An 18,492-nucleotide genomic window follows, 5' to 3' on the forward strand; every position below is an offset into this window, starting at 1 on the left:
CGGCGCACCTCGGCGGAGGGCCAGTCGGTCACCCGGCGCAACGGATGCGAGGCGGGTGCCACCGGCGCTCGGCTGATGGGGAGGGAGGTCATGACGCGCCTCTTCCGACAACCGACCCTGCCGAGGGTCTCTCGCGTTCTGCCACGTGGCAGAAGCACTGACTTCCACCACTAGCACCCGATATGTCTTTCGTCAACCGCTGCTCGTCCGCCCGGCGTGCTCCGGCCGGTGACCGCCACCCCGCAGTGGTCCGGCGAGGCGCAGCAGGGCGGTGTGCGGACGTTCTTCGAGCAGCGTGCCGAGGATGCGGGCGCCGTCGCGGACGGTGCGCGGATGGGACGGGCCGTGGCGGCGCGGGAGTTCGAGGCTCGGGACCTCGGCGATCCGCAGCCCGTAGTGCAGCGCGTGCGTGACGAGTTCGGCGCCGAGTTCCACCCCGCCTTCCCGCAGGTCGAGCAGCCCGACGAATTCCCGGCGGAACGCGCAGAATCCGTACCAGAGATCGGTCAGCCGCTGCCCGTACAAGCGCCGGGCGAGCCGCAGCAGCGCCCGGTGTCCGAGCCGCCGCGTCAGCGGATAGTCGGCGACGTCGCCGCCCGCGATGAAACGCGATCCCTTGACGAAGTCGAAACCGCTTTCCAGGTAGTGCAGATAGTGCGGGATCTCTCGTGGTGACATGCCGCCGTCGGCGCTCATGAGCACGATGTGGTCGCCGGTCGCGGCGAGCAGCCCGCTGTGCGGGACGTCGCCGCGCGTGCGGTCCCACGGGCCGAGCCGGCGCACCGGCACCCCGTTCGGCGTCCGGTCCGGGCCCGCCGGCCCGCCGCCCACCAGGACGACCTCCCGTACGGCCGCCGGCAGCTCGGTGAGCAGCCAGGCAGGATCGGGTTCGCCCGGCCGGACCGCCACGACCAGGCTCGCGGTGCGGACCGCGGCCGGCGGAAGGCGGTCGGTGGCGCGGCGCATCGGGTGCGGTCCGCCGCCGCTGTCGCCGCTCGTGGCACTCATCGGTCGTCCTCCGGAATTCCCGGACGCTTTTCAGGATCGGCCGCGCGGTGCGCCCGGTCAAGAATTCCGCACCAGGGCCGGCGGAATGTCGTGCCCGGAACGGTATGCGGTGCCGCGCGAATTCATGACGTGCCGGGCACCGCAATGACGAGAAGCTCCCGGCGATGCTTTGTGCGCCCGCTGATACCTGGGATTACAATCCCGACATGGCAGGGCGAATAGAGGACTACGCCCTCATCGGCGATCTGGAGACGGCGGCCCTCGTCGGCCGGGACGGCTCGGTCGACTGGTGGTGCGCCCCGCGCTTCGACTCGCCGGCCTGTTTCGCGGCCCTCCTCGGTGACGGCGGCCACGGCCACTGGAGCCTCGCCCCGGTCGGCAACCGGCCCTGCACCCGCCGGAGTTACCGCGGCGACACCCTGGTCCTCGACACCGTCTGGGAGTCCGTCACCGGCACCGTACGGGTCACCGACTTCATGCCGCCGCGCCAGCGCGGCCCACGCGTCGTCCGGGTGGTCGAGGGAATCGCCGGACGCGTCGACATGCGCGGCGAGTTGAGGGTCCGCTTCGACCACGGCCACGTCAGGCCGTGGACCCGCGCCCTCGACCGCCGCACCGTCGCCTGCGTCGCCGGCCCCGACGCGACGCGGCTGGACTGCGGACCCGGCGCGGGCGAGCCCGTCGTCACCGCCGACAGCACCACCTTCGCCTTCCCCGTCACCGCCGGCCAGCGCGTCACCTTCGTCCTCGGCTGGCATCCCTCGCACGCCCCGGCGCCCGCCGCCACCGACGTCACCGCCGCCCTCGACCGTACGCTCGCCTTCTGGAACGACTGGGCGGCGCAGCTCCGTTACGAAGGTCCGGCCCACGACGCCGTCATCCGCTCGCTCGTCACCCTCAAGGCGCTCACCTACGAGCCGACCGGCGGCGTCATCGCCGCCGCCACCGCCTCCCTGCCCGAGTGCATCGGCGGCCTGCGCAACTGGGACTACCGCTTCTGCTGGCTGCGCGACTCCACCTTCACGCTGTCCTGCCTGCTGCGCAGCGGCTACCGCAGGGAGGCCCTCGCCTGGAAGGACTGGCTGGTGCGCGCCGTCGCCGGCGACCCGGCCGACCTCCAGCCGCTGTACGGCGTCGCCGGACAGCGCCGGCTGCCCGAGACCCACGCCGACTGGCTGCCCGGCTACGAGAACTCACAGCCGGTCAGGTTCGGCAACGCGGCCGTCGAGCAGTTCCAGCTCGACATCTACGGCGAGGTCCTGAGCACCATCTACTCGGCCGTCCGGGCCGGCGTCGGCCTCGACGAGCAGGTGTGGAGCCTGATGGCCGCGCTCCTGGAGTACGTGGGCAAACGCTGGCGCGAGCCGGACGAGGGCATCTGGGAAGTCCGCGGCCCGCGACGGCAGTTCGTGCACTCCAAGGTGATGGCCTGGGTCGCCGCCGACCGCGCCCTCAGGCTCGCCCGGGTCGCCGGACTGCGCGGCCAGGTGCGCCGCTGGCAGGCGCTGCGTGCCGAACTGCGCGCCGACGTCTGCCGGTTCGGCTGGAGCGAGGAACGGCAGTCCTTCACGCAGTACTACGGCAGCCGCCGGGTCGACGCCACCGCCCTGCTGATCCCGCGTCTCGGCTTCCTGCCCGCCGACGACCCGCGGGTGCTCGGCACCGTCCGGGCCATGGCCGGTCTGGCCGACCGCGGCTTCCTGCGCCGCTACGACGAGGTGTCCAACGGCGAGGTGCACGAGGTCGACGGTCTGTCCGGCGCCGAAGGGGCCTTCCTCGCCTGTACGTTCTGGTACGCCGACGCCCTCGCCCTCACCGGCCGCCCGGCCGAGGCCCGTACCGTCTTCGAACGGGTCCTGGACGTCCGCAACGACGTCGGCCTGCTGGCGGAGGAGTGGGACCCGGCGGCGGGCCGCCAGCTCGGCAACATGCCCCAGGCGCTCAGCCATGTCGCCCTGGTCAACACCGCCTTCACCCTCGACGGGACCCGCCGCCACGCCCGCACATCCGCCCGCACGCCCGCGCGCGTCCCCGCCGTACGCGACCGCCGCCCGGCCCTGGCCTGACACCCGCCGGTCGTGCGGGGCCCGTACCTGGGCCGTTTGGAGGTCGTACGGGGGAGGTCGCACGGGGGCCGCACCGTACGGGACCGCCCTGCCGCCCGCACCTCGCCCGGCCCGCCAGGCCTCGTCGCCGGCCTCGTCCTCGCCGCTCGAGGCCGTCCGTCGCCGCGGCCCCCGGCGGGCGGCGGGGCGCCGCGACTGACGCGGTCGGGTGTCTCCAGCGGGCGCCCGGGCCCGCGGCGGGGTCGAATCAAGGCATGGCACCCTTCGACAGGCCCCGTACCGGCGGCTCCCCGCGGAGCATCGCCGCCGGCGACACCTGGTGGTACGCCGCCGTCGCCGGCGAGGCCGCCGGATCGTTCAGCGCCCGGATACGCATACGGATGCGGCGCGCCTGCCTCGCCGCCGTCCTCCTCCTCACCGTCACCTACGCCGGACTGGTCCTCACCGCCACCGGCCGCCGCTGGGGAGAGGCGGCCGTCGCCGGACGGCTCGCCGACCCGGCCGTCGCCCGCTTCCTGCGCGAGCACCCCTCGCTCCAGGGCCTGAGCACCCTCGGCCTGATCCTCTCCGTCGTGCTCCTCGCCGCCGTCGGCGTCCTGCGCAAGCGGTACGCGCTCACCGCCGCCGCCCTCGGTACCGTCGCCGCCGCCCTCGTCGCCGCCGAAGCCCTCCAGCGGTACGCGCCGGGGCCCCGCCTCGTCGACGCCTCCGGCGCCGCCCTCCAGAGCGGCTTCCCCAGCAGCGCCGCCGTCACCGTCACCGGCGCCGCCCTCGGTCTCGCCCTGGTCGTCCCGTACCGGCTGCGCGCCGTCGCCGTCGGGCTCGGCGGTCTCGCGTCCGCCGCCCTCGGCGCGTACGCCATCGCCTCCGGGCACCACAGGCCCGGCGACGTCATCGCCGCCGACCTGCTCGTCTTCGCCGTCTTCGCCGCGCTGACCGCGCTGCTCGCCCGCAAGGGCAGGATCCGCCCCGCGGTCCGCCGCGGCCTGCCTCCGCAGCGTCTCCTGGTCACCGTCCCGCTCGCCGCCCTCGCCCTCGCCGGGCTCGCCGCGGGCGGCTATCTGCTCCTGGACTGCCTGCCCGGCACCGGTCCCGTGCCCGTCGAGCTGCCCCGGATCGCCCACCGCTGCGGCCAGGCCCTCGCCGCCGGCACCGGCGCCGCCGTCGCGCTCGCCCTGCTCGCCCTGCTCCGCCACGTCGACCTGGACCCGGGCCCGCCCTCGTACCGGCTGACGAGTCCGGTCGCCGCCGACGCCCTGCCCGACGATCTCCCGGAGGACCTCGAAGATCTTCCCGAGGACGGTCCCGAGGACGTTCCCGAGGACCCCTTTCCCGGGAAGCGCGATCACGAGATATCTTGATGTCGAGCAATCTTGCAGACGCAGACGCAGACGTGGAGCGGAGCACACCCGGTGACTGACTCGACCATCATCTACACGCACACTGACGAGGCGCCCGCCCTGGCGACCTACTCGTTCCTGCCCGTGATCCAGGCGTACGCCTCGACCGCCGGCGTCAACGTCGAGACGCGTGACATCTCCCTGGCCGGGCGCATCATCGCCAGCTTCCCCGAGCGTCTGGAGGAGGGCCAGCGCATCGGCGACGCCCTCGCCGAGCTCGGCGAGCTGGCCAAGACGCCCGAGGCCAACATCATCAAGCTGCCCAACATCTCGGCCTCCATCCCGCAGCTCAAGGCCGCGATCGCCGAGCTCCAGGCCCAGGGCTACGCGCTCCCGGACTACCCGGACGACCCGCGCACCGACGAGGACAAGGACGTCCGCGCCCGCTACGACAAGGTCAAGGGCTCGGCCGTCAACCCGGTCCTGCGCGAGGGCAACTCCGACCGCCGCGCGCCCGGCGCGGTCAAGAACTACGCCAAGACCCACCCGCACCGCATGGGCGCCTGGACCTCCGAGTCCAAGACCGAGGTCGCCACCATGGGTGTCAACGACTTCCGCTCCACCGAGAAGTCCACCGTCGTGGCCGAGAACGGCACCCTGCGCATCGAGCACGTCGCCGCCGACGGCACCACCACCGTGCTGCGCGAGTCCGTCCCGGTCCTGGCCGGCGAGGTCGTCGACGCCTCCGTGATGCGCGTCGCCGCCCTGCGCACCTTCCTCTCCGAGCAGGTCGCCCGCGCCAAGGCCGAGGACGTCCTCTTCTCGGTGCACCTCAAGGCCACCATGATGAAGGTCTCCGACCCGATCATCTTCGGCCACGTCGTGCGCGCCTTCTTCCCGCAGACCTTCGCCAAGTACGGCGAGGTCCTCGCGGCCGCCGGCCTGTCCGCCAACGACGGCCTCGGCACCGTCCTCAAGGGCCTGGAGTCCATCCCGCACGGTCTCGGCGACGAGATCAAGGCCTCTTTCGACGCCGAGCTGGCCGAGGGCCCGGCCCTCGCCATGGTCGACTCCGACAAGGGCATCACCAACCTGCACGTGCCGTCCGACGTCATCGTCGACGCCTCCATGCCGGCCATGATCCGCACCTCCGGCCACATGTGGGGCCCGGACGGCCAGGAGGCCGACACCCTCGCCGTCCTCCCGGACAGCTCCTACGCCGGCGTCTACCAGGCCGTCATCGAGGACTGCAAGGCCCACGGCGCCTTCGACCCGGCCACCATGGGCTCCGTCCCGAACGTCGGCCTCATGGCGCAGAAGGCCGAGGAGTACGGCTCCCACGACAAGACCTTCGAGATCGCCGCGGCCGGCACCGTCCGCCTCGTCGACGCCGCCGGCAACGTCGTCCTGGAGCAGGAGGTCGCCGAGGGCGACATCTTCCGCGCCTGCCAGACCAAGGACCTGCCCATCCAGGACTGGGTCAAGCTCGCCGTCACCCGCGCCCGCGCCACCGGCGCCCCGGCCGTCTTCTGGCTGGACGCCGAGCGCGCCCACGACGCCCAGCTGATCGCCAAGGTCGAGCAGTACCTGCCGCAGCACGACACCGAGGGCCTGGAGATCAAGATCCTCTCCCCGGTCGAGGCGACCAAGTTCTCCCTGGAGCGCATCCGCCGCGGCGAGGACACCATCTCCGTCACCGGCAACGTCCTGCGCGACTACCTGACCGACCTCTTCCCGATTCTGGAGCTGGGCACCAGCGCCAAGATGCTGTCGGTCGTCCCGCTGATGGCGGGCGGCGGCCTCTTCGAGACCGGCGCCGGCGGCTCCGCCCCGAAGCACGTCCAGCAGCTGGTCAAGGAGAACTACCTGCGCTGGGACTCGCTCGGCGAGTTCTTCGCGCTGGCCGCCTCCTTCGAGCACCTGGCCACCACCACGGGCAACGCCCGCGCCCAGGTCCTCGCCGACACCCTCGACCGCGCCACCGGCACCTTCCTCAACGAGGACAAGTCGCCGACCCGTCGCGTCGGCGGCATCGACAACCGCGGCAGCCACTTCTACCTGTCCCTGTACTGGGCCCAGGAGCTGGCCAAGCAGACCGACGACGCGGAGCTGGCCAAGGCCTTCGCCCCGCTCGCCGAGACGCTCTCCGCCAACGAGCAGAAGATCGTCGACGAGCTGATCGCCGTCCAGGGCTCCCCGGCCGAGATCGGCGGCTACTACCAGCCCGACCCGGCGAAGGCCGCGGCCGTGATGCGCCCCTCCGCCACCTTCAACGAGGCCGTCGCGTCCCTCGCCTGATCCGTCGCGGACCCCTTCCGGGGCCCGGGACCGCCCCGGTCGGACACCCGTCCGGCCGGGGCGGCCCCGTCGGTGGCGCATCCGCCGTCCGGGTGTGAGTCTGGTGGGATGACAGGCTGGGCATCATGGACGACCGCCGGTGTCTACACCGGGCGGGGCGGGGTGCTGACCGTCGAGGCCGGTGTGCTCACGGGCGATCTCACCGTGCACACCACCTACACCGACGGCGAGGCACGTGTGGCCGTGCAGTACAGCGGCGCATCCGACTGGTTCACCATGTCGGGCAGTCCGGTTCCCTGCGGATCGGAGGAGGAGAGCCGCGACCTGCACGACGCCGTCGTCGCGGCGGTACGGGAAGGCGGCGGCGCCACCGTGCCGACCATGCCGCACCTCTCCGGCTAGCTCCGGCCAGGCGCCCGGCGGCCGGCCGTCCCGCACGGGTCCGGGCACATGCCCGGCGCAGGCCAGGGCACACGCCCGGCGCGGGTCCGGGCACGCGCGCGGCACGGATCCGGCCAGGCATGCGGGGAGGCACGGAAAAAAGTGTTGTCCCGAGCGCTCCCACGGGTCTCCTCGGTGAACACCGGACAGGACCCGAGGGGAGCAGGGACAGATGCACGACGACGAGCACCGCACCGTCGCGCTGGTCGAGGCGGCGCGGGCGGGTGACGCGCGGGCCGGCGACGACCTCGTACGGGCCTACCTGCCGCTCGTCTACAACATCGTCGGCCGCGCCCTCGACGGCCATGCCGACGTGGACGACCTCGTCCAGGAGACGATGGTCCGCGCCCTGAACGGGCTTCCCGCCCTGCGCGACCCGGCGCGCTTCCGGTCCTGGCTGGTCGCCATCGCCATGAACCGGATACGGCACCGCTGGCGGGAACGCCAGCAGGCGCCGCTGCCCGGCCTCGACCGGGCCGCCGCGCTCGCCGACCCGGCCGGCGACTTCACCGACCTCACCATCCTTCGCCTCGGCCTGACCGGCCAGCGCCGCGAGGTCGCCGAGGCCACCCGCTGGCTCGACGAGGACGACCGCGAGCTGCTGTCCCTGTGGTGGCTGGAGGCGGCCGGCGAACTGAGCCGCGCCGAACTCGCCGCCGCGCTCGACCTAGCGCCCCGGCACGCCGCCGTCCGCGTCCAGCGCATGAAGGAACGCCTGGAGACCGGCCGGGCCGTCGTCCGCGCGCTCGCCGCGGTGCCGCCTTGTCCCCGGCTCGCCGACACCACCGCCGGCTGGGACGGCCTGCCCTCGCCGCTCTGGCGCAAGCGGCTCGCCCGCCACCTCGACACCTGCCCGGCCTGCGCCCCGGTCCGCCGCGGCCTCGCCCCGGCCGAGGGCCTCCTCGTGGGCCTCGCCCTGGTGCCGCCGCTGCTCGCCGGGGGCGGCGGAAGCGGCGGCGCGGCCGTGGAGACGGCGGCCTGGACCGAGCCCGCGGCCGCGCCCGCGAGCGGCGGAGGCCTCTGGCGCGGCCTGGCCGTCGGGACGGGAGCGGTCATGGCCCTCGGCGCGCTGGTGCTGCTCGCGCCGGGGCCCGCGGACCCGGCCGACCGCGCGGCGCTGCGGCCGCGGGCCGCCGCCCCGACGACCCCGCCCGCCCCGGCCCCCACGACGGTCCCGGCGCCGCGCCCGTCCACACCGTCGCCCACCCCGAGCCGGACCCGGCCGCCCGAGCCGAGCCCCGAGGAACGGCTGAACCGGATCGTGAACCGGCACCGGGCGGCCGCGGGCTGCGGCCCGCTGCGCCCCGACCCGGAGCTGGCCGCGGTCGCCCGCGCGTACGGCAAGGACATGGCGACGCGCGGCTACTACGGCCACACCGATCCCGAGGGCACGGACCCGGGCAGCCGGATGACGGCGGGCGGCTACTCCTGGAGCGCCTGGGCGGAGAACCTGGCCCGCGGGCAGAAGGACCCGGCGTCCGTGGTCGCCGACTGGATGGCCGACCCGCCGCACCGGGCCAATCTGCTCGACTGCCGCTACCACGACACCGGCGTCGCCGCCGTCCCCGGCCCGCACGGCACCCTCTGGGTGCAGGAACTCGCCAGCCCCCACTAACGCCCCTAGGGCGTGTATGTGGTCGTGATCAATAGAAGTCGATCATTTCGGCCTTCGCCCCCTGGCACCGGCGAAGCTTTCTGAGCTGGCGGCGGCCCACGTACGAGAAGAGCAGCGACGTCCGACGCGGACGCTCCACCTGAAGGCTGCCCTGCTCGGGCGCTCAGGGGAGGTCAGACCTGCGAGGTTGACGTCGCCGGCGAGCGTAGTCTCCGCCCGCTGGTGCTACTGAACTTGATGGGGTGATGTCGGGGATGTTTGCCCGACGCCGGCCTGTCGGCTGCGGTAGCTGTGGGGCGTGAGGTACGCGCAGGGCGGCGGGCTGACCGACGCCGAGAGAGCCGCGCGGGAGCGAATCCGGCTGCAGGCTGCGGAACGCTTCGAGGGCGGGGAGAAGAACCGGGAGATCGCCGCCGGGCTGCGGGTGAGCGAGCGGTCGGTGGAGCGGTGGCGCCGGGCTTGGCGCGAGCGAGGCGAGGCCGGGATCCTGTCGAAGGGATCACCGGGACGCCCCAGGCTCAGCTCGGTTCAGATTGCGAGACTGGAGCGGGAGTTGGAGCGTGGACCGCTCGTCCACGGCTGGGCCGGTCAGCGGTGGACGCTGGCGCGGGTCAAGACGCTGATCGGTCGACTGTTCCACGTTTCGTACACGGTGGAGGGCACGTGGCGGCTGCTGAAGCGGCACGGCTGGTCGTGGCAGCAGCCCACCCGCCGGGCGATCGAGCGCGACGATGCGGCGGTTGAGCTGTGGAAGAAGGAGGTCTGGCCGCGGGTAGGAGCTGTGCGGCGGCGTGCAACGGCTGGATGGTCTTCGAGGATGAGGCCGGCCAGTCGATGACGCCGCCGTGCTCTCGAACCTGGCGGCGGATCGGCCGGACCCCGGTCGTCCGGGTTCGCGGCCGGGGCTCCGGACGGGTGTCGATGGCGGGTATGACCTGCTACAAGCCGGGCGAGCGGTCCTGGCTGATCTATGCCATCCGCGAGTACCGAGGGCGCAAGGGCGAGCCGAAGGGCTTCGGCTGGCGGGACCTCCGCGACCTCTTGGTGCGTGCCCGCATCCAGCTCGGCGGACCGATCGTGCTGGTCTGGGACAACGTCCGCCTCCACCTGACCGCCGGGATGCGGGAGTTCACCGCCGCGAATGCCGCCTGGCTCACAGTGTTCCAGCTCCCCACCTACGCGCCGGACCTGAACCCGCAGGAGGGCATCTGGTCGCTGGCCAAACGCGACCTCGGCAACCTCGCCGCAGCCGACCTGGGCCAGATCACCAGGGCCGTAAAGCGCAGGCTCAAGCAGATCCAGTATCGCCCGGATTTGGTCGACAGCTGCCTTGCGGGCACCGGCCTCATCATGGACGACTGACCGGCGCTGCAGATTCGTTAGTCGCCGTAGTACCGGTCGTAGACGGCGGAGCGCTCCTCCACTGAGAAGCCCTCGAATTCACCGTCCGCCTCGAGCTTGCGCAGCCGATCCAGTGCTGCCGTCGCAGCAGGTACACGGTTGGCCGAGAGGTGGGCCTTCGTCGCGTCGAGCCCGTGCCCAAGCAGGAATTCGATGTCGATCGAGCACGCTGCGTCGAAGCTGGCTTGCTTCGCACTCCAGATCAGGAGCACGTCGTCGAGGTCGCCGCTGTTGAACAGATGGAAGCAGCAGAGCCTCATCAGCTCAGTGTCGCCCTCGCCCTGGGAGCGTCGCTCACGCGCCGTGTGCTCTCTGAGGAGTGCACGGATCTCGTCGAGGTCCGCGCCGACGGGGCGAGGCCCGTAGCGGCGCCAGCATTCCTCGACATCCATCACTGGTCTCCTTGATTGTCTGGCCCGGCCCATGGGCCTATCGGGCCCTACCCATCGCCGTTCGGTCGGACGACGGCCCCTCTGCCGGTCACAGTATGCACACCGAGGGTCGGCCCATGTGGGTCGGCGGTCACCAGCGCCGGTGACCGATGGCTCACGCCACCCGACATCACCCAATCAAGTTGAGTAGTGCTGACCGCCCACGACAGAAGCAGCGGATTCGCGGGCCGGTCGGCCGTCACAGCACCCCACCCGGTGCGGTCGCCGGTGTTAAGGGTTAATCGGCCCGCGGCAACCGTCCGCACCTTCGCCGCGACCTGATTTCCGAAGGACCTCGTTAAGATCGTCCGTCGATCACCCCTGAGCGGGACCTGTGGCTTCCCGCCGGAGGTACGTGGCCTGTCCGCAGCAGGGTGGCGGCCTGATGAGAGGGCTGTTGGATGATCAGTTGCGCTGTGGTCCTGGACGGGGAACGGGGGGCTCTGGGTCAACCGTCGGAGGCTCTTGCGGTGGTCCCGAAATCATTGCCTGCACCAGAGCAGTCAGGACGTCCGCTCGCTGCTCAGCGTTAAGCCCAGAGTCCACGATTAGACGCTCTGCAGCAAGATACCTGGAGAATTCGAGGGGCTGATCGAAGTATCTCTGCAAATGTGATGCCGAAGATTCTTGTGATCGAACGAAGGTGCGACTGACGAATCCGGCCAATGCCGCAGAAACCGAACCCAGGACCGCCGCAGCAACGCTCGTTGCGGTGCTCTCGGCCTTCAGGGCGAGAATCGTAAAGCCCACGAGAAGCGCGAACCCGATGAGCATCGCGCCTTGGGCATTCCGGAATGACTTTCGAGCCTGATCTAGGGCAATTCCATGGTACTGGTGGAGCCGGGCGTGAGTAAGGCTCCAAAGGCTCGCAAGTGCCAGATGTGAGGAATCGCCACGCTCTGGGGAATCATTCGGTGATGAATCCGGGTTGGGGCGCAACGAGAGCGACGCTTCCACCTGCTCCTCTGCGGCTTGTACGCGCATCAGGGACTCCTCCCTCGCCGGCGGAGAGTCCTTAAAGAAGCGGGCGAGCCCGAAGAAGAAGAGGGAGGCGAAAATCGACAGGATGAAGAACCAGAACTCCAGGCTATCGACCGGCTTGGGTTCCAACTGGTAGTGGTCGTTCTTGTCCGTAAAGCTTCCCGCAATGAATACGGAGGCAAGCCCGAAGGTCTTACAGAATCGGCGCGCGAACGTGATGTGCTTCGGTGACAAAGTCACCTCGCCTGACGAGTCCGACGGTGTAGGTGGGGCAGGGCTCGCTTCTTCCTCTGCTGGGGGCTGCCGATGAGGCAATGTCGGATTTACGGTCAACGCTCCCCCTTCGGGAGCTATGGTGCGAATCGGAGTGAACCCGCACGGAGGGCCGGAGACTAAGGGTTGTCCCGTAAATGATCTTCGGGTCGCCGCTAGGCATGGTTGGCCGGTGTGCGGCCCGCTGATCTACCCGGCGAGGGCGAGGTTGTGCATTCGGGCGATGCCGAGCATGGCGTGGTGGACGCCGTCGCCCTTGAGGCGGCAGTCGCGGAGGATCTTCCAGGTCTTCATCCGGGCGAAGGTGTGCTCGACGCGGGCCCGGACCTGCTTGTGGGACTTGTTGTGTTCCTCCTTCCAGTCCGGGAGTTCGCTCTGGCCGCGCTGCCGGCGGTGCGGGATGACGAGTCCGGTGCCCGGATAACCGCCGTCGGCGATCGTGAGGGTTTTGCCGACGGCGGCCTTGGCGCCGGACTCTTCCCATGCCTTGCAGTCGTTGCGATTCCCGGCGAGCGGACGGCCGACCACGACGACAAGACGGGTGTCGGCGTCGATGACGACCTGGTGGTTGGTGGAGTACCGGTAGTTCTTGGAGCGCTCGGCGATGGTGTGGTCGCGGGTGGGGACCAGGGTGCCGTCCACGATGAGCACGGTGTCCTTCGCGAACCGCTTGCGGGGTTGGAGAGCGAGCATCGGCGCGAGGTGGTTGATGATGCGGTCCGCCGCCGACTTCGAGATCCCGAACAGCGGGGCGAGCTGGCGCATGGTCACGTTCGTTCGCCAGTACGCCGCGACCAGCAGGGCCCGGTCCTCCAGCGGAAGACTCCACGGCCGGCCCCTGCGGACCGCATCCGCACCCCCGTGCCGCAGAACGGTCACCAGTTTGCCGAACTGTCGCGGGCTCAGCCCGGTGAACGGGGCTATCCAGGACGGCTCCGACGCCGTGATCACACCAGCCACGGCGAGATCGTCTCATCTTGATCAGGCTGCGGGGGCCCGCCTGCCTCTGGCTGGAGACATCTCGGTCGCCCGGGCGGATTCGGCGTGAGAACCTCACACCCGTGGCTACGGAAATCGAGGTGGGAGAGCTGTTGCACCAGCGCGGCTGGCGGACGGAATTCACGGTCGCTGAAAGGGTGAACGCGTGGGCCGCCCTGGTGAGCACCATCGAGCGCGGCTACGGCGACTACATCCACGAGTACACCAACGACCTCTACTGCCGAAACTGGCTACACGAGGCGTGGCTCCTGCTGGACGACCACATCGTCCAGCTCTGGACCCCGCAGATCAAAGCTCTGGACGACCGGTACAAGGCCGCGACCATCGAAGACGACGGCATAGCACTCGACCACTTCCACAGGATCCCCGGCCCCGACCTGTGGTGGTGGCGGCGACACCCGCGCATCCTCACCGGAGACCTCGGGCGTTCACTTCGCGCGGCCGGCGCCATCGGCACCGACCCGGACACAGCCTGACCCTCAGCCTCACGGCATTACGGGACAACTCTTAGCGTCTTAGGGCGGGGCCGGGAGAAGAATTCCGCCAACCTCTCGCATGGTCGGTGTAGCGGCCCGCGCTCGCTGGTGGGACGTCGGTACAACGGTTGGCGCTTAGATTGATCATGGTGGGTTAAAAGCGCAGCTGAGGCTCCGTTGGCATCGCGCAAAGATCGTCTCCCGTCCGGAAGGGGCGACAACCGATGCCGCTGAGCATGCCGCTGGTTCGCACCGCGGCAACCGCTTCAGCGTTCTCGCCACCTCACGAAGCCGCCGGTCAATTCCTGAAACGGTGCTGATCGCGCTGCTCTTCGTGTGTATGGCCGTCGGAGAGACGCCTAGGGATGCGTGAAGAGCGATGGATCACTGAGCGGAGCACGATCGCGCCGGTTCAGCGCGGCATTCGCGCACCTGGGCACGGCAGCAAGAGGACGCGCGCGTTTTGGCGGGATCTCATGCAGGAGTGCCTTCGCGATCAGCCGCGCGTTGTCTGGCGGTCTCCGCGCATGGGCGCACAGATGCTGCCATGCACCCGCCGAACAACGCACCCCCCGGCAGCCGAGCCCGTCCTTGGAGCGCGAGTCTCGCCCGCTCCTGCTGCCCTTCCGCGGACTCGGCGCGCGCCAATGTCGCCTTCTGACTATGAGTGTGCGCAGCCGACAGCTGGATGGAGGCCGCTTTCCGGAGGCAGGCGCAGCATGGGGCGAACCGTGGGACGATCTTTGGGGTCAGGGCCTCAGATGTTCGTGAGCTGGTGCGGGCATGTACCCCCCCCGGCGGACTCGCTCGATCGCCCGACCGTACTGCTGTCCTAAAGGTTCTGGGCGCCCTACCTCATCGTGTTAGCCGCTATTAGTGCAGCGAAGGAACGCCCACTCCAACGGTGCGGTGTCGGTGCACCACACCGAAGGAGGCGTCAGCGGGCGGAGGCGAAGTCCTGGACCCACCAGGGGCCGTTGGAGGCGAGGTTCACGCCCACGCCGATGTCCTTGAAGGCGCAGTTGAGGATGTTTTCGCGGTGGCCGTCGCTGTTCATCCACTCCTCCACGGCCCGGGCGGGCGTGCGCGGGCCGCGATGGATGTTCTCGCCCCAGGTCGACCAGCTGTATCCGGCCGCCGCGATCCGGTCCCCGGCGTTGCTGCCGTCCGGGCCGTCGTGGGAGTAGCGGCCGTGGGCGGCCATGTCGTCGGCGTGGCTCTGCGCCGCCTGCCTCAGCTGGGGATCGGCCCGCAGCGGCTCGCAACCCGCCTTCCTGCGCTCGGTGTTGACGAGCGACACGACCTTGGCTTCGTACTGGGCGGCGGACCCGGCCGCCTGTTCGCGGGAGGCGGGGCGGACGGCCGGCAGCGCGCGCTCCGAGGCGGGTCGTACGGATGCGGTGCCGGTGACGGCGCCGATCCGGCGGACCTCGACCGGTGTGGGCGCCGGGGCCGGGGCGGGAGCGGGCGCCCTGGCCGACCGCGGAGGAACGGCGGGCACGGTCGCGGGAGTCGCCGCCTCGCCGCCCGGGGCGGTACGCGTCACGGGCGTCGCCCCGGGCAGCGGCGCCATCGGCGGCGGAGCCACCCGAGCGGCCGCGCCGTCCGTGCCGCCCGCGTCCGGCCGGGTGTCCGCGTCCGTCGGCGCTCCCGTCGTCGCCAGGTGCACTCCGGCCGTCACCGTCAGCGCGGCCGCCACCGCTCCGGCCACGGCCACGGCCGTCCGGAAGGACGGCCCGCGCCGTGGGGCCCGCCGGTGCCGGCCGACGCCGCGTCCGGCGCCGTGGGCGGCAGGTTCCTGAGGGAGGGGCTGGTCGTACGCGTCGTGCTGCATAAGGCTCCGCTCTCTCTACTCGCGACGGCGGTCATACTTTCCGGTCCCCGAGAGCGCGACACTCCTCGTCAATCCTGTGCGTCAATCCCGTGCGGCACCACCGCTACCGGGCACGGCGCGAGGTGCAGCGCCGCGTGCGCCACCGAGCCGACCCCACCGCCGAGCGCCCCGCGCCGTGCCCGCCGCCCGACCACGAGCAGCTGCGCCGACCCGGAGCCGGACAGCAGCACCTGCCCGGCGCTGCCCAGTTCCACGTGCTCGGTCACCGGCACGTCCGGGTACCGCTCCCGCCAGGGCGCCAGCGCCTCGCGCAGCGCCTTCTCCTCGTACGGGACGAGTCCGCCGGCCTCGTCGGCGAGCCGCAGCGAGGCCGGGCTGTACACGAACAGCGGCGGCAGGCTCCAGGCCCGCACCGCCCGCACCGAGGCCCCGCGCGCCGCGGCCGTCTCGAAGGCGAACCGCAGCGCCGGGGCGCTGTCCTCCGGGCTGCCGTGCTGGCCCACCAGGACGTCTCCGGCGGGCGGTTCGGCCGGAGCCCCGTCGCGGGCGCGGACCGCGACGACCGGCACCGTCGCGGTGGCGACGACCTGCCGGCCGTACGAGCCGAGCAGGAAGCCCGTCACCGCGCCGTGCCCGCGCGAGCCGACCGCCAGGAGCTCCGCGTGCCGCGCCGTGCCGACGAGTGCGGTGACCGGCGTGTCGCCGACCAGCTCGGCGCTCAGCGCGAGCTCCGGGTGGCGCTCGGAGATCGTCGCCTCGGCCTCGCGCAGCACCTCGCGGGCGGCCCGCTGCTGGGCGGTCGGATCCTGGACGAGCGGCAGGTCGAGGGGCTCCCACCGCCAGGCGTGCACGAGCCGCAGCGGGAGGCTCCGGTGCAGCGCCTCGCGGGCGGCCCAGTCCGCGGCGGCCAGGCTCTCCGGGGAACCGTCGACTCCCGCCACGATCTCACGACTCATCAGGCTGCCTCCCTCGCTCCGGCGCCGCGGCCCGCCCGGCCGGCGGACCCGCTCCTTCCAGCTTGGGACCGAGGACCGTCCCGCGTGCGGGCCGGACGTCCCGGAACGCCGTGGCGTCCGGCCCGGGATCCGGCGGAACGCGGGCGGCCCCGTCCGCCCGCGTTCCGCCGCGGGTGCCTACGCCAGAAGGGTGAGGCGGGGATGGGTGCCGTGCAGATAGTGGTCGCCGATGTCCCGCAGGCGGTGGTCCGGCGAGACGGCGGCGGTCAGCGCCCTGACGTTGCGCCAGAAGCGGTCGAAGCCCGGGCCCGCGCCGCGGGCGTCCGCGGTCGTCGCCGGGTCCACCAGCTGCAGGATGCGGGTGGTGATGTCCACCGCGGCCCGGTTGGCGACCGTCTCGGCCGCCGCCACGAGGACGGCGATGTCGGTCCGCTCCTCCACGTCGAGGGCCCGTTCCGCGAGCAGCCCGTGGGCCAGGGCGTCGGTCGCCCGGTCCACGACCATGGCGGCGGCGTGCGCGGCGGTCGCCAACTCGCCGTACGCGAGCAGGAGGTACGGGTCGTCGCCGGACCCGAGGGCGGTGACCTGGGCCGTGGTCGCGGTGGGCGGCGGCGCGGCCTGACTTGCCCGGCTGACGTCCCGGGCCTCGGCGAGCGCGCCCTCGGCGATGCCGAGCCCGACATGGACGAGGAGCAGCCGCAGGGCGAGCGGCGCGAGCGTCGAGTAGGGGGCGACGGCGTGCTCGTCGTGGGGGAGTGCGCCGAGGACCCGGCCGGCCTCGACCGTCACCCGGTCGAACGTGACGGTGCCCGCGCCCGCGAGGCGCTGGCCCACCCGTTCGGCCCCCGGCTCGGTGAAGACGGCCGGGTCCGCCGGGTCCACGAGGACCAGCAGCAGGTCGCCCGTCTCCGTACAGCGGGCCGCGACCACCAGCCGGTCGGCGACCGTGACGCCGGAGGCGAAGGAGCGCCGCCCGTCGAGGACGTAGGCACCGCCGCCGGCCGGGGTGAGGGCGAGTCCCGGCGCGCCGTCGTCGAGGCGCGGCGCCTGGAGCGCGCCGGCGAGCAGCCAGCCCTCCTCCGCGGTACACCGGTCGAGGTCGAGCGGCCCGGCCGCGGGGCCGAGGAAGCGCGAGGTCCACGACAGGACGCAGTGATGGGCGAGGAGTTCGCCGATCGAGCCGTCGGCCGCGGCTATCTCCCGGATCACGCCGCACGCGGCGCGCCAGTCGGCGCCGCGCCCGTGGGGCCCCGGCGCGGTGAGCAGAGCGGGCAGGCCCGCCTCCTGGAGCCGGGCGACCTCGTCGAACGGGGCCTTGCCGGCCCGGTCCCTGGCCAGGGCGTCCACGGCGAGGTCGTCGGCGAGCTCGCGGGTGACCCGGGGCCAGATCTCGTCGTCGGCCGGGCGTGCTGCCGGTGCGGAGGCGGTGCGCTGCGCTGACTTCTTCGGCGTTCTCACGGCACCTCACATGATCCCTAGTATTCCCACTGGAATAGTAGGGATAGTGGCAGAGAGGTGACCCGGATCCCAACAGCCGTCCACATCACGGACGCTGGAATACCGAGGAATGGACCGCGGCCGTGCGAACGGGCGCTCCGGCGCCCGCTTCGTCAGGGATTGGACCAGGCCTCCGGGTCCTCCGCGAGCGCCACGATCTCCGCCGGCAGCCGCGCCGCGGCGAGCTCGGCGAGCGAGACGCCGTCGAGCACATGGCGGACGTTCGCCCGCAGCGCGACCCACAGGGTGAGAAGCGACTCGGCCGGGCCGGTGTACGACAGCTCCGGCGGCCGCACGCCACGGACCGACACCAGCGGACCCTCCACGCAGCGGATCACGTCCGCGACCGAGATCTCCCCGGCCGGCTTCGCCAGCCAGTAGCCGCCATTGCCGCCGCGCTGGCTCTGCACCAGTCCGCCCTTGCGCATGTCGCCCAGGATGCCCTCGAGGAACTTGTGCGAGATCCCCTGGCACTCGGCGATGGCCTCGGCCTTCACCGGCCCGGCGTCCTGGGCCGCGGTGAGCTGGAGGGCGGCCCGCACCGCGTAGTCGGCCCTGGCTGAAATGCGCATACGCGCATTATGCCCAGGCCTCGACCGGCGGCTCAGGGCGCGTCCTTCGGCCACGATCCGCCGGACGGGCCAGGGACGTCCTGTCGCCGCTCTTGACGGGGAACGCGGGCGCTTCCACACTCATGACGGGAAACCCGAGCGAACAGGTAGGGAACCGATGAGAGCCGCAGCCGCACCGGACACGGCACACGCCGCCCGGCCGCCGCGCTCCCTGCCACTGACCTCGCGCCGCCACATCGACCTGCTGCGGGTCTGCAGCGCGGCTTAGGGCCCCGCCCCGACCGGCCCGCCCGCCCCGACCGGC

16 protein-coding genes are annotated in these 18,492 nt (G+C 72.0%); 8 read left to right on the forward strand and 8 right to left on the reverse strand.

The annotated features are described in order from the left end of the window. Positions 1-192: 192 nt before the first annotated feature. A complete protein-coding gene (locus ACIGO8_RS11820) occupies positions 193-1,008 on the reverse strand; it encodes a glycosyltransferase (RefSeq protein ID WP_399727717.1) in 816 nt (271 codons plus the stop codon). A gap of 206 nt (positions 1,009-1,214) precedes the next feature. Between ACIGO8_RS11820 and ACIGO8_RS11825 the strand changes: the two genes are divergently transcribed. The 7 genes from ACIGO8_RS11825 (at position 1,215) to ACIGO8_RS11855 (ending at position 10,130) form a co-directional block, all read left to right on the forward strand. After that, positions 1,215-3,074, forward strand: coding sequence for a glycoside hydrolase family 15 protein (locus tag ACIGO8_RS11825; RefSeq protein WP_399727720.1), 1,860 nt, complete (start codon positions 1,215-1,217; stop codon positions 3,072-3,074). 254 nt (positions 3,075-3,328) lie between these two features. Continuing rightward, positions 3,329-4,435: a phosphatase PAP2 family protein gene (locus tag ACIGO8_RS11830; RefSeq protein WP_399727723.1), complete on the forward strand. Its 1,107-nt coding sequence runs from the start codon at positions 3,329-3,331 to the stop codon at positions 4,433-4,435. A 51-nt stretch (positions 4,436-4,486) separates the two neighbouring features. Then, positions 4,487-6,712: an NADP-dependent isocitrate dehydrogenase gene (locus ACIGO8_RS11835; RefSeq protein WP_399727726.1), complete on the forward strand. Its 2,226-nt coding sequence runs from the start codon at positions 4,487-4,489 to the stop codon at positions 6,710-6,712. A gap of 108 nt (positions 6,713-6,820) precedes the next feature. Beyond that, positions 6,821-7,114, forward strand: a complete 294-nt coding sequence (locus ACIGO8_RS11840; protein WP_399727729.1) for a hypothetical protein — start codon at positions 6,821-6,823, stop codon at positions 7,112-7,114. A gap of 211 nt (positions 7,115-7,325) precedes the next feature. Further along, positions 7,326-8,768, forward strand: coding sequence for a sigma-70 family RNA polymerase sigma factor (locus ACIGO8_RS11845; RefSeq protein WP_399727732.1), 1,443 nt, complete (start codon positions 7,326-7,328; stop codon positions 8,766-8,768). A 298-nt stretch (positions 8,769-9,066) separates the two neighbouring features. Then, entirely contained in the window at positions 9,067-9,606 is a 540-nt protein-coding gene (locus tag ACIGO8_RS11850; protein WP_399727735.1) for a winged helix-turn-helix domain-containing protein, read from the forward strand. Then, positions 9,573-10,130 (forward strand): transposase, encoded by a 558-nt coding sequence (locus tag ACIGO8_RS11855; RefSeq protein WP_399727739.1) that lies wholly within the window; start codon positions 9,573-9,575, stop codon positions 10,128-10,130. Before ACIGO8_RS11850 ends, ACIGO8_RS11855 begins: the two co-directional genes overlap by 34 nt. Before the next feature lie 17 nt (positions 10,131-10,147). On the opposite strand, the gene ACIGO8_RS11860 is transcribed toward ACIGO8_RS11855, so the two are convergent. The 3 genes from ACIGO8_RS11860 to ACIGO8_RS11870 form a co-directional block, all read right to left on the reverse strand. Beyond that, positions 10,148-10,561, reverse strand: coding sequence for a hypothetical protein (locus tag ACIGO8_RS11860; RefSeq protein WP_399727742.1), 414 nt, complete (start codon positions 10,559-10,561; stop codon positions 10,148-10,150). Positions 10,562-11,005: 444 nt separating this feature from the next. Beyond that, entirely contained in the window at positions 11,006-11,821 is an 816-nt protein-coding gene (locus ACIGO8_RS11865) for a hypothetical protein (RefSeq protein WP_399727745.1), read from the reverse strand. Positions 11,822-12,043: 222 nt separating this feature from the next. After that, positions 12,044-12,814, reverse strand: a complete 771-nt coding sequence (locus ACIGO8_RS11870; RefSeq protein ID WP_399727748.1) for a transposase — start codon at positions 12,812-12,814, stop codon at positions 12,044-12,046. A 101-nt stretch (positions 12,815-12,915) separates the two neighbouring features. Here ACIGO8_RS11870 and ACIGO8_RS11875 point away from each other — a divergent pair, with 101 nt between their 5' ends. Next, complete coding sequence (locus ACIGO8_RS11875; RefSeq protein WP_399727750.1) at positions 12,916-13,329, forward strand: hypothetical protein; 414 nt, start codon at positions 12,916-12,918, stop codon at positions 13,327-13,329. Positions 13,330-14,266: 937 nt separating this feature from the next. Here ACIGO8_RS11875 and ACIGO8_RS11880 read toward each other — a convergent pair. The 4 genes from ACIGO8_RS11880 to ACIGO8_RS11895 form a co-directional block, all read right to left on the reverse strand. After that, positions 14,267-15,163, reverse strand: a complete 897-nt coding sequence (locus ACIGO8_RS11880) for a CAP domain-containing protein (RefSeq protein WP_399727752.1) — start codon at positions 15,161-15,163, stop codon at positions 14,267-14,269. Between the two features lie 68 nt (positions 15,164-15,231). Further along, positions 15,232-16,119 (reverse strand): universal stress protein, encoded by an 888-nt coding sequence (locus ACIGO8_RS11885; protein ID WP_399727754.1) that lies wholly within the window; start codon positions 16,117-16,119, stop codon positions 15,232-15,234. Positions 16,120-16,296: 177 nt separating this feature from the next. Then, entirely contained in the window at positions 16,297-17,577 is a 1,281-nt protein-coding gene (locus ACIGO8_RS11890) for an acyl-CoA dehydrogenase (protein WP_399727757.1), read from the reverse strand. A 152-nt stretch (positions 17,578-17,729) separates the two neighbouring features. Continuing rightward, a complete protein-coding gene (locus ACIGO8_RS11895) occupies positions 17,730-18,188 on the reverse strand; it encodes an RrF2 family transcriptional regulator (protein WP_399727760.1) in 459 nt (152 codons plus the stop codon). Positions 18,189-18,492: the final 304 nt, after the last annotated feature.

The organism is Streptomyces sp. NPDC053493 (genome assembly GCF_044544825.1).
Lineage (GTDB): Bacteria > Actinomycetota > Actinomycetes > Streptomycetales > Streptomycetaceae > Streptomyces.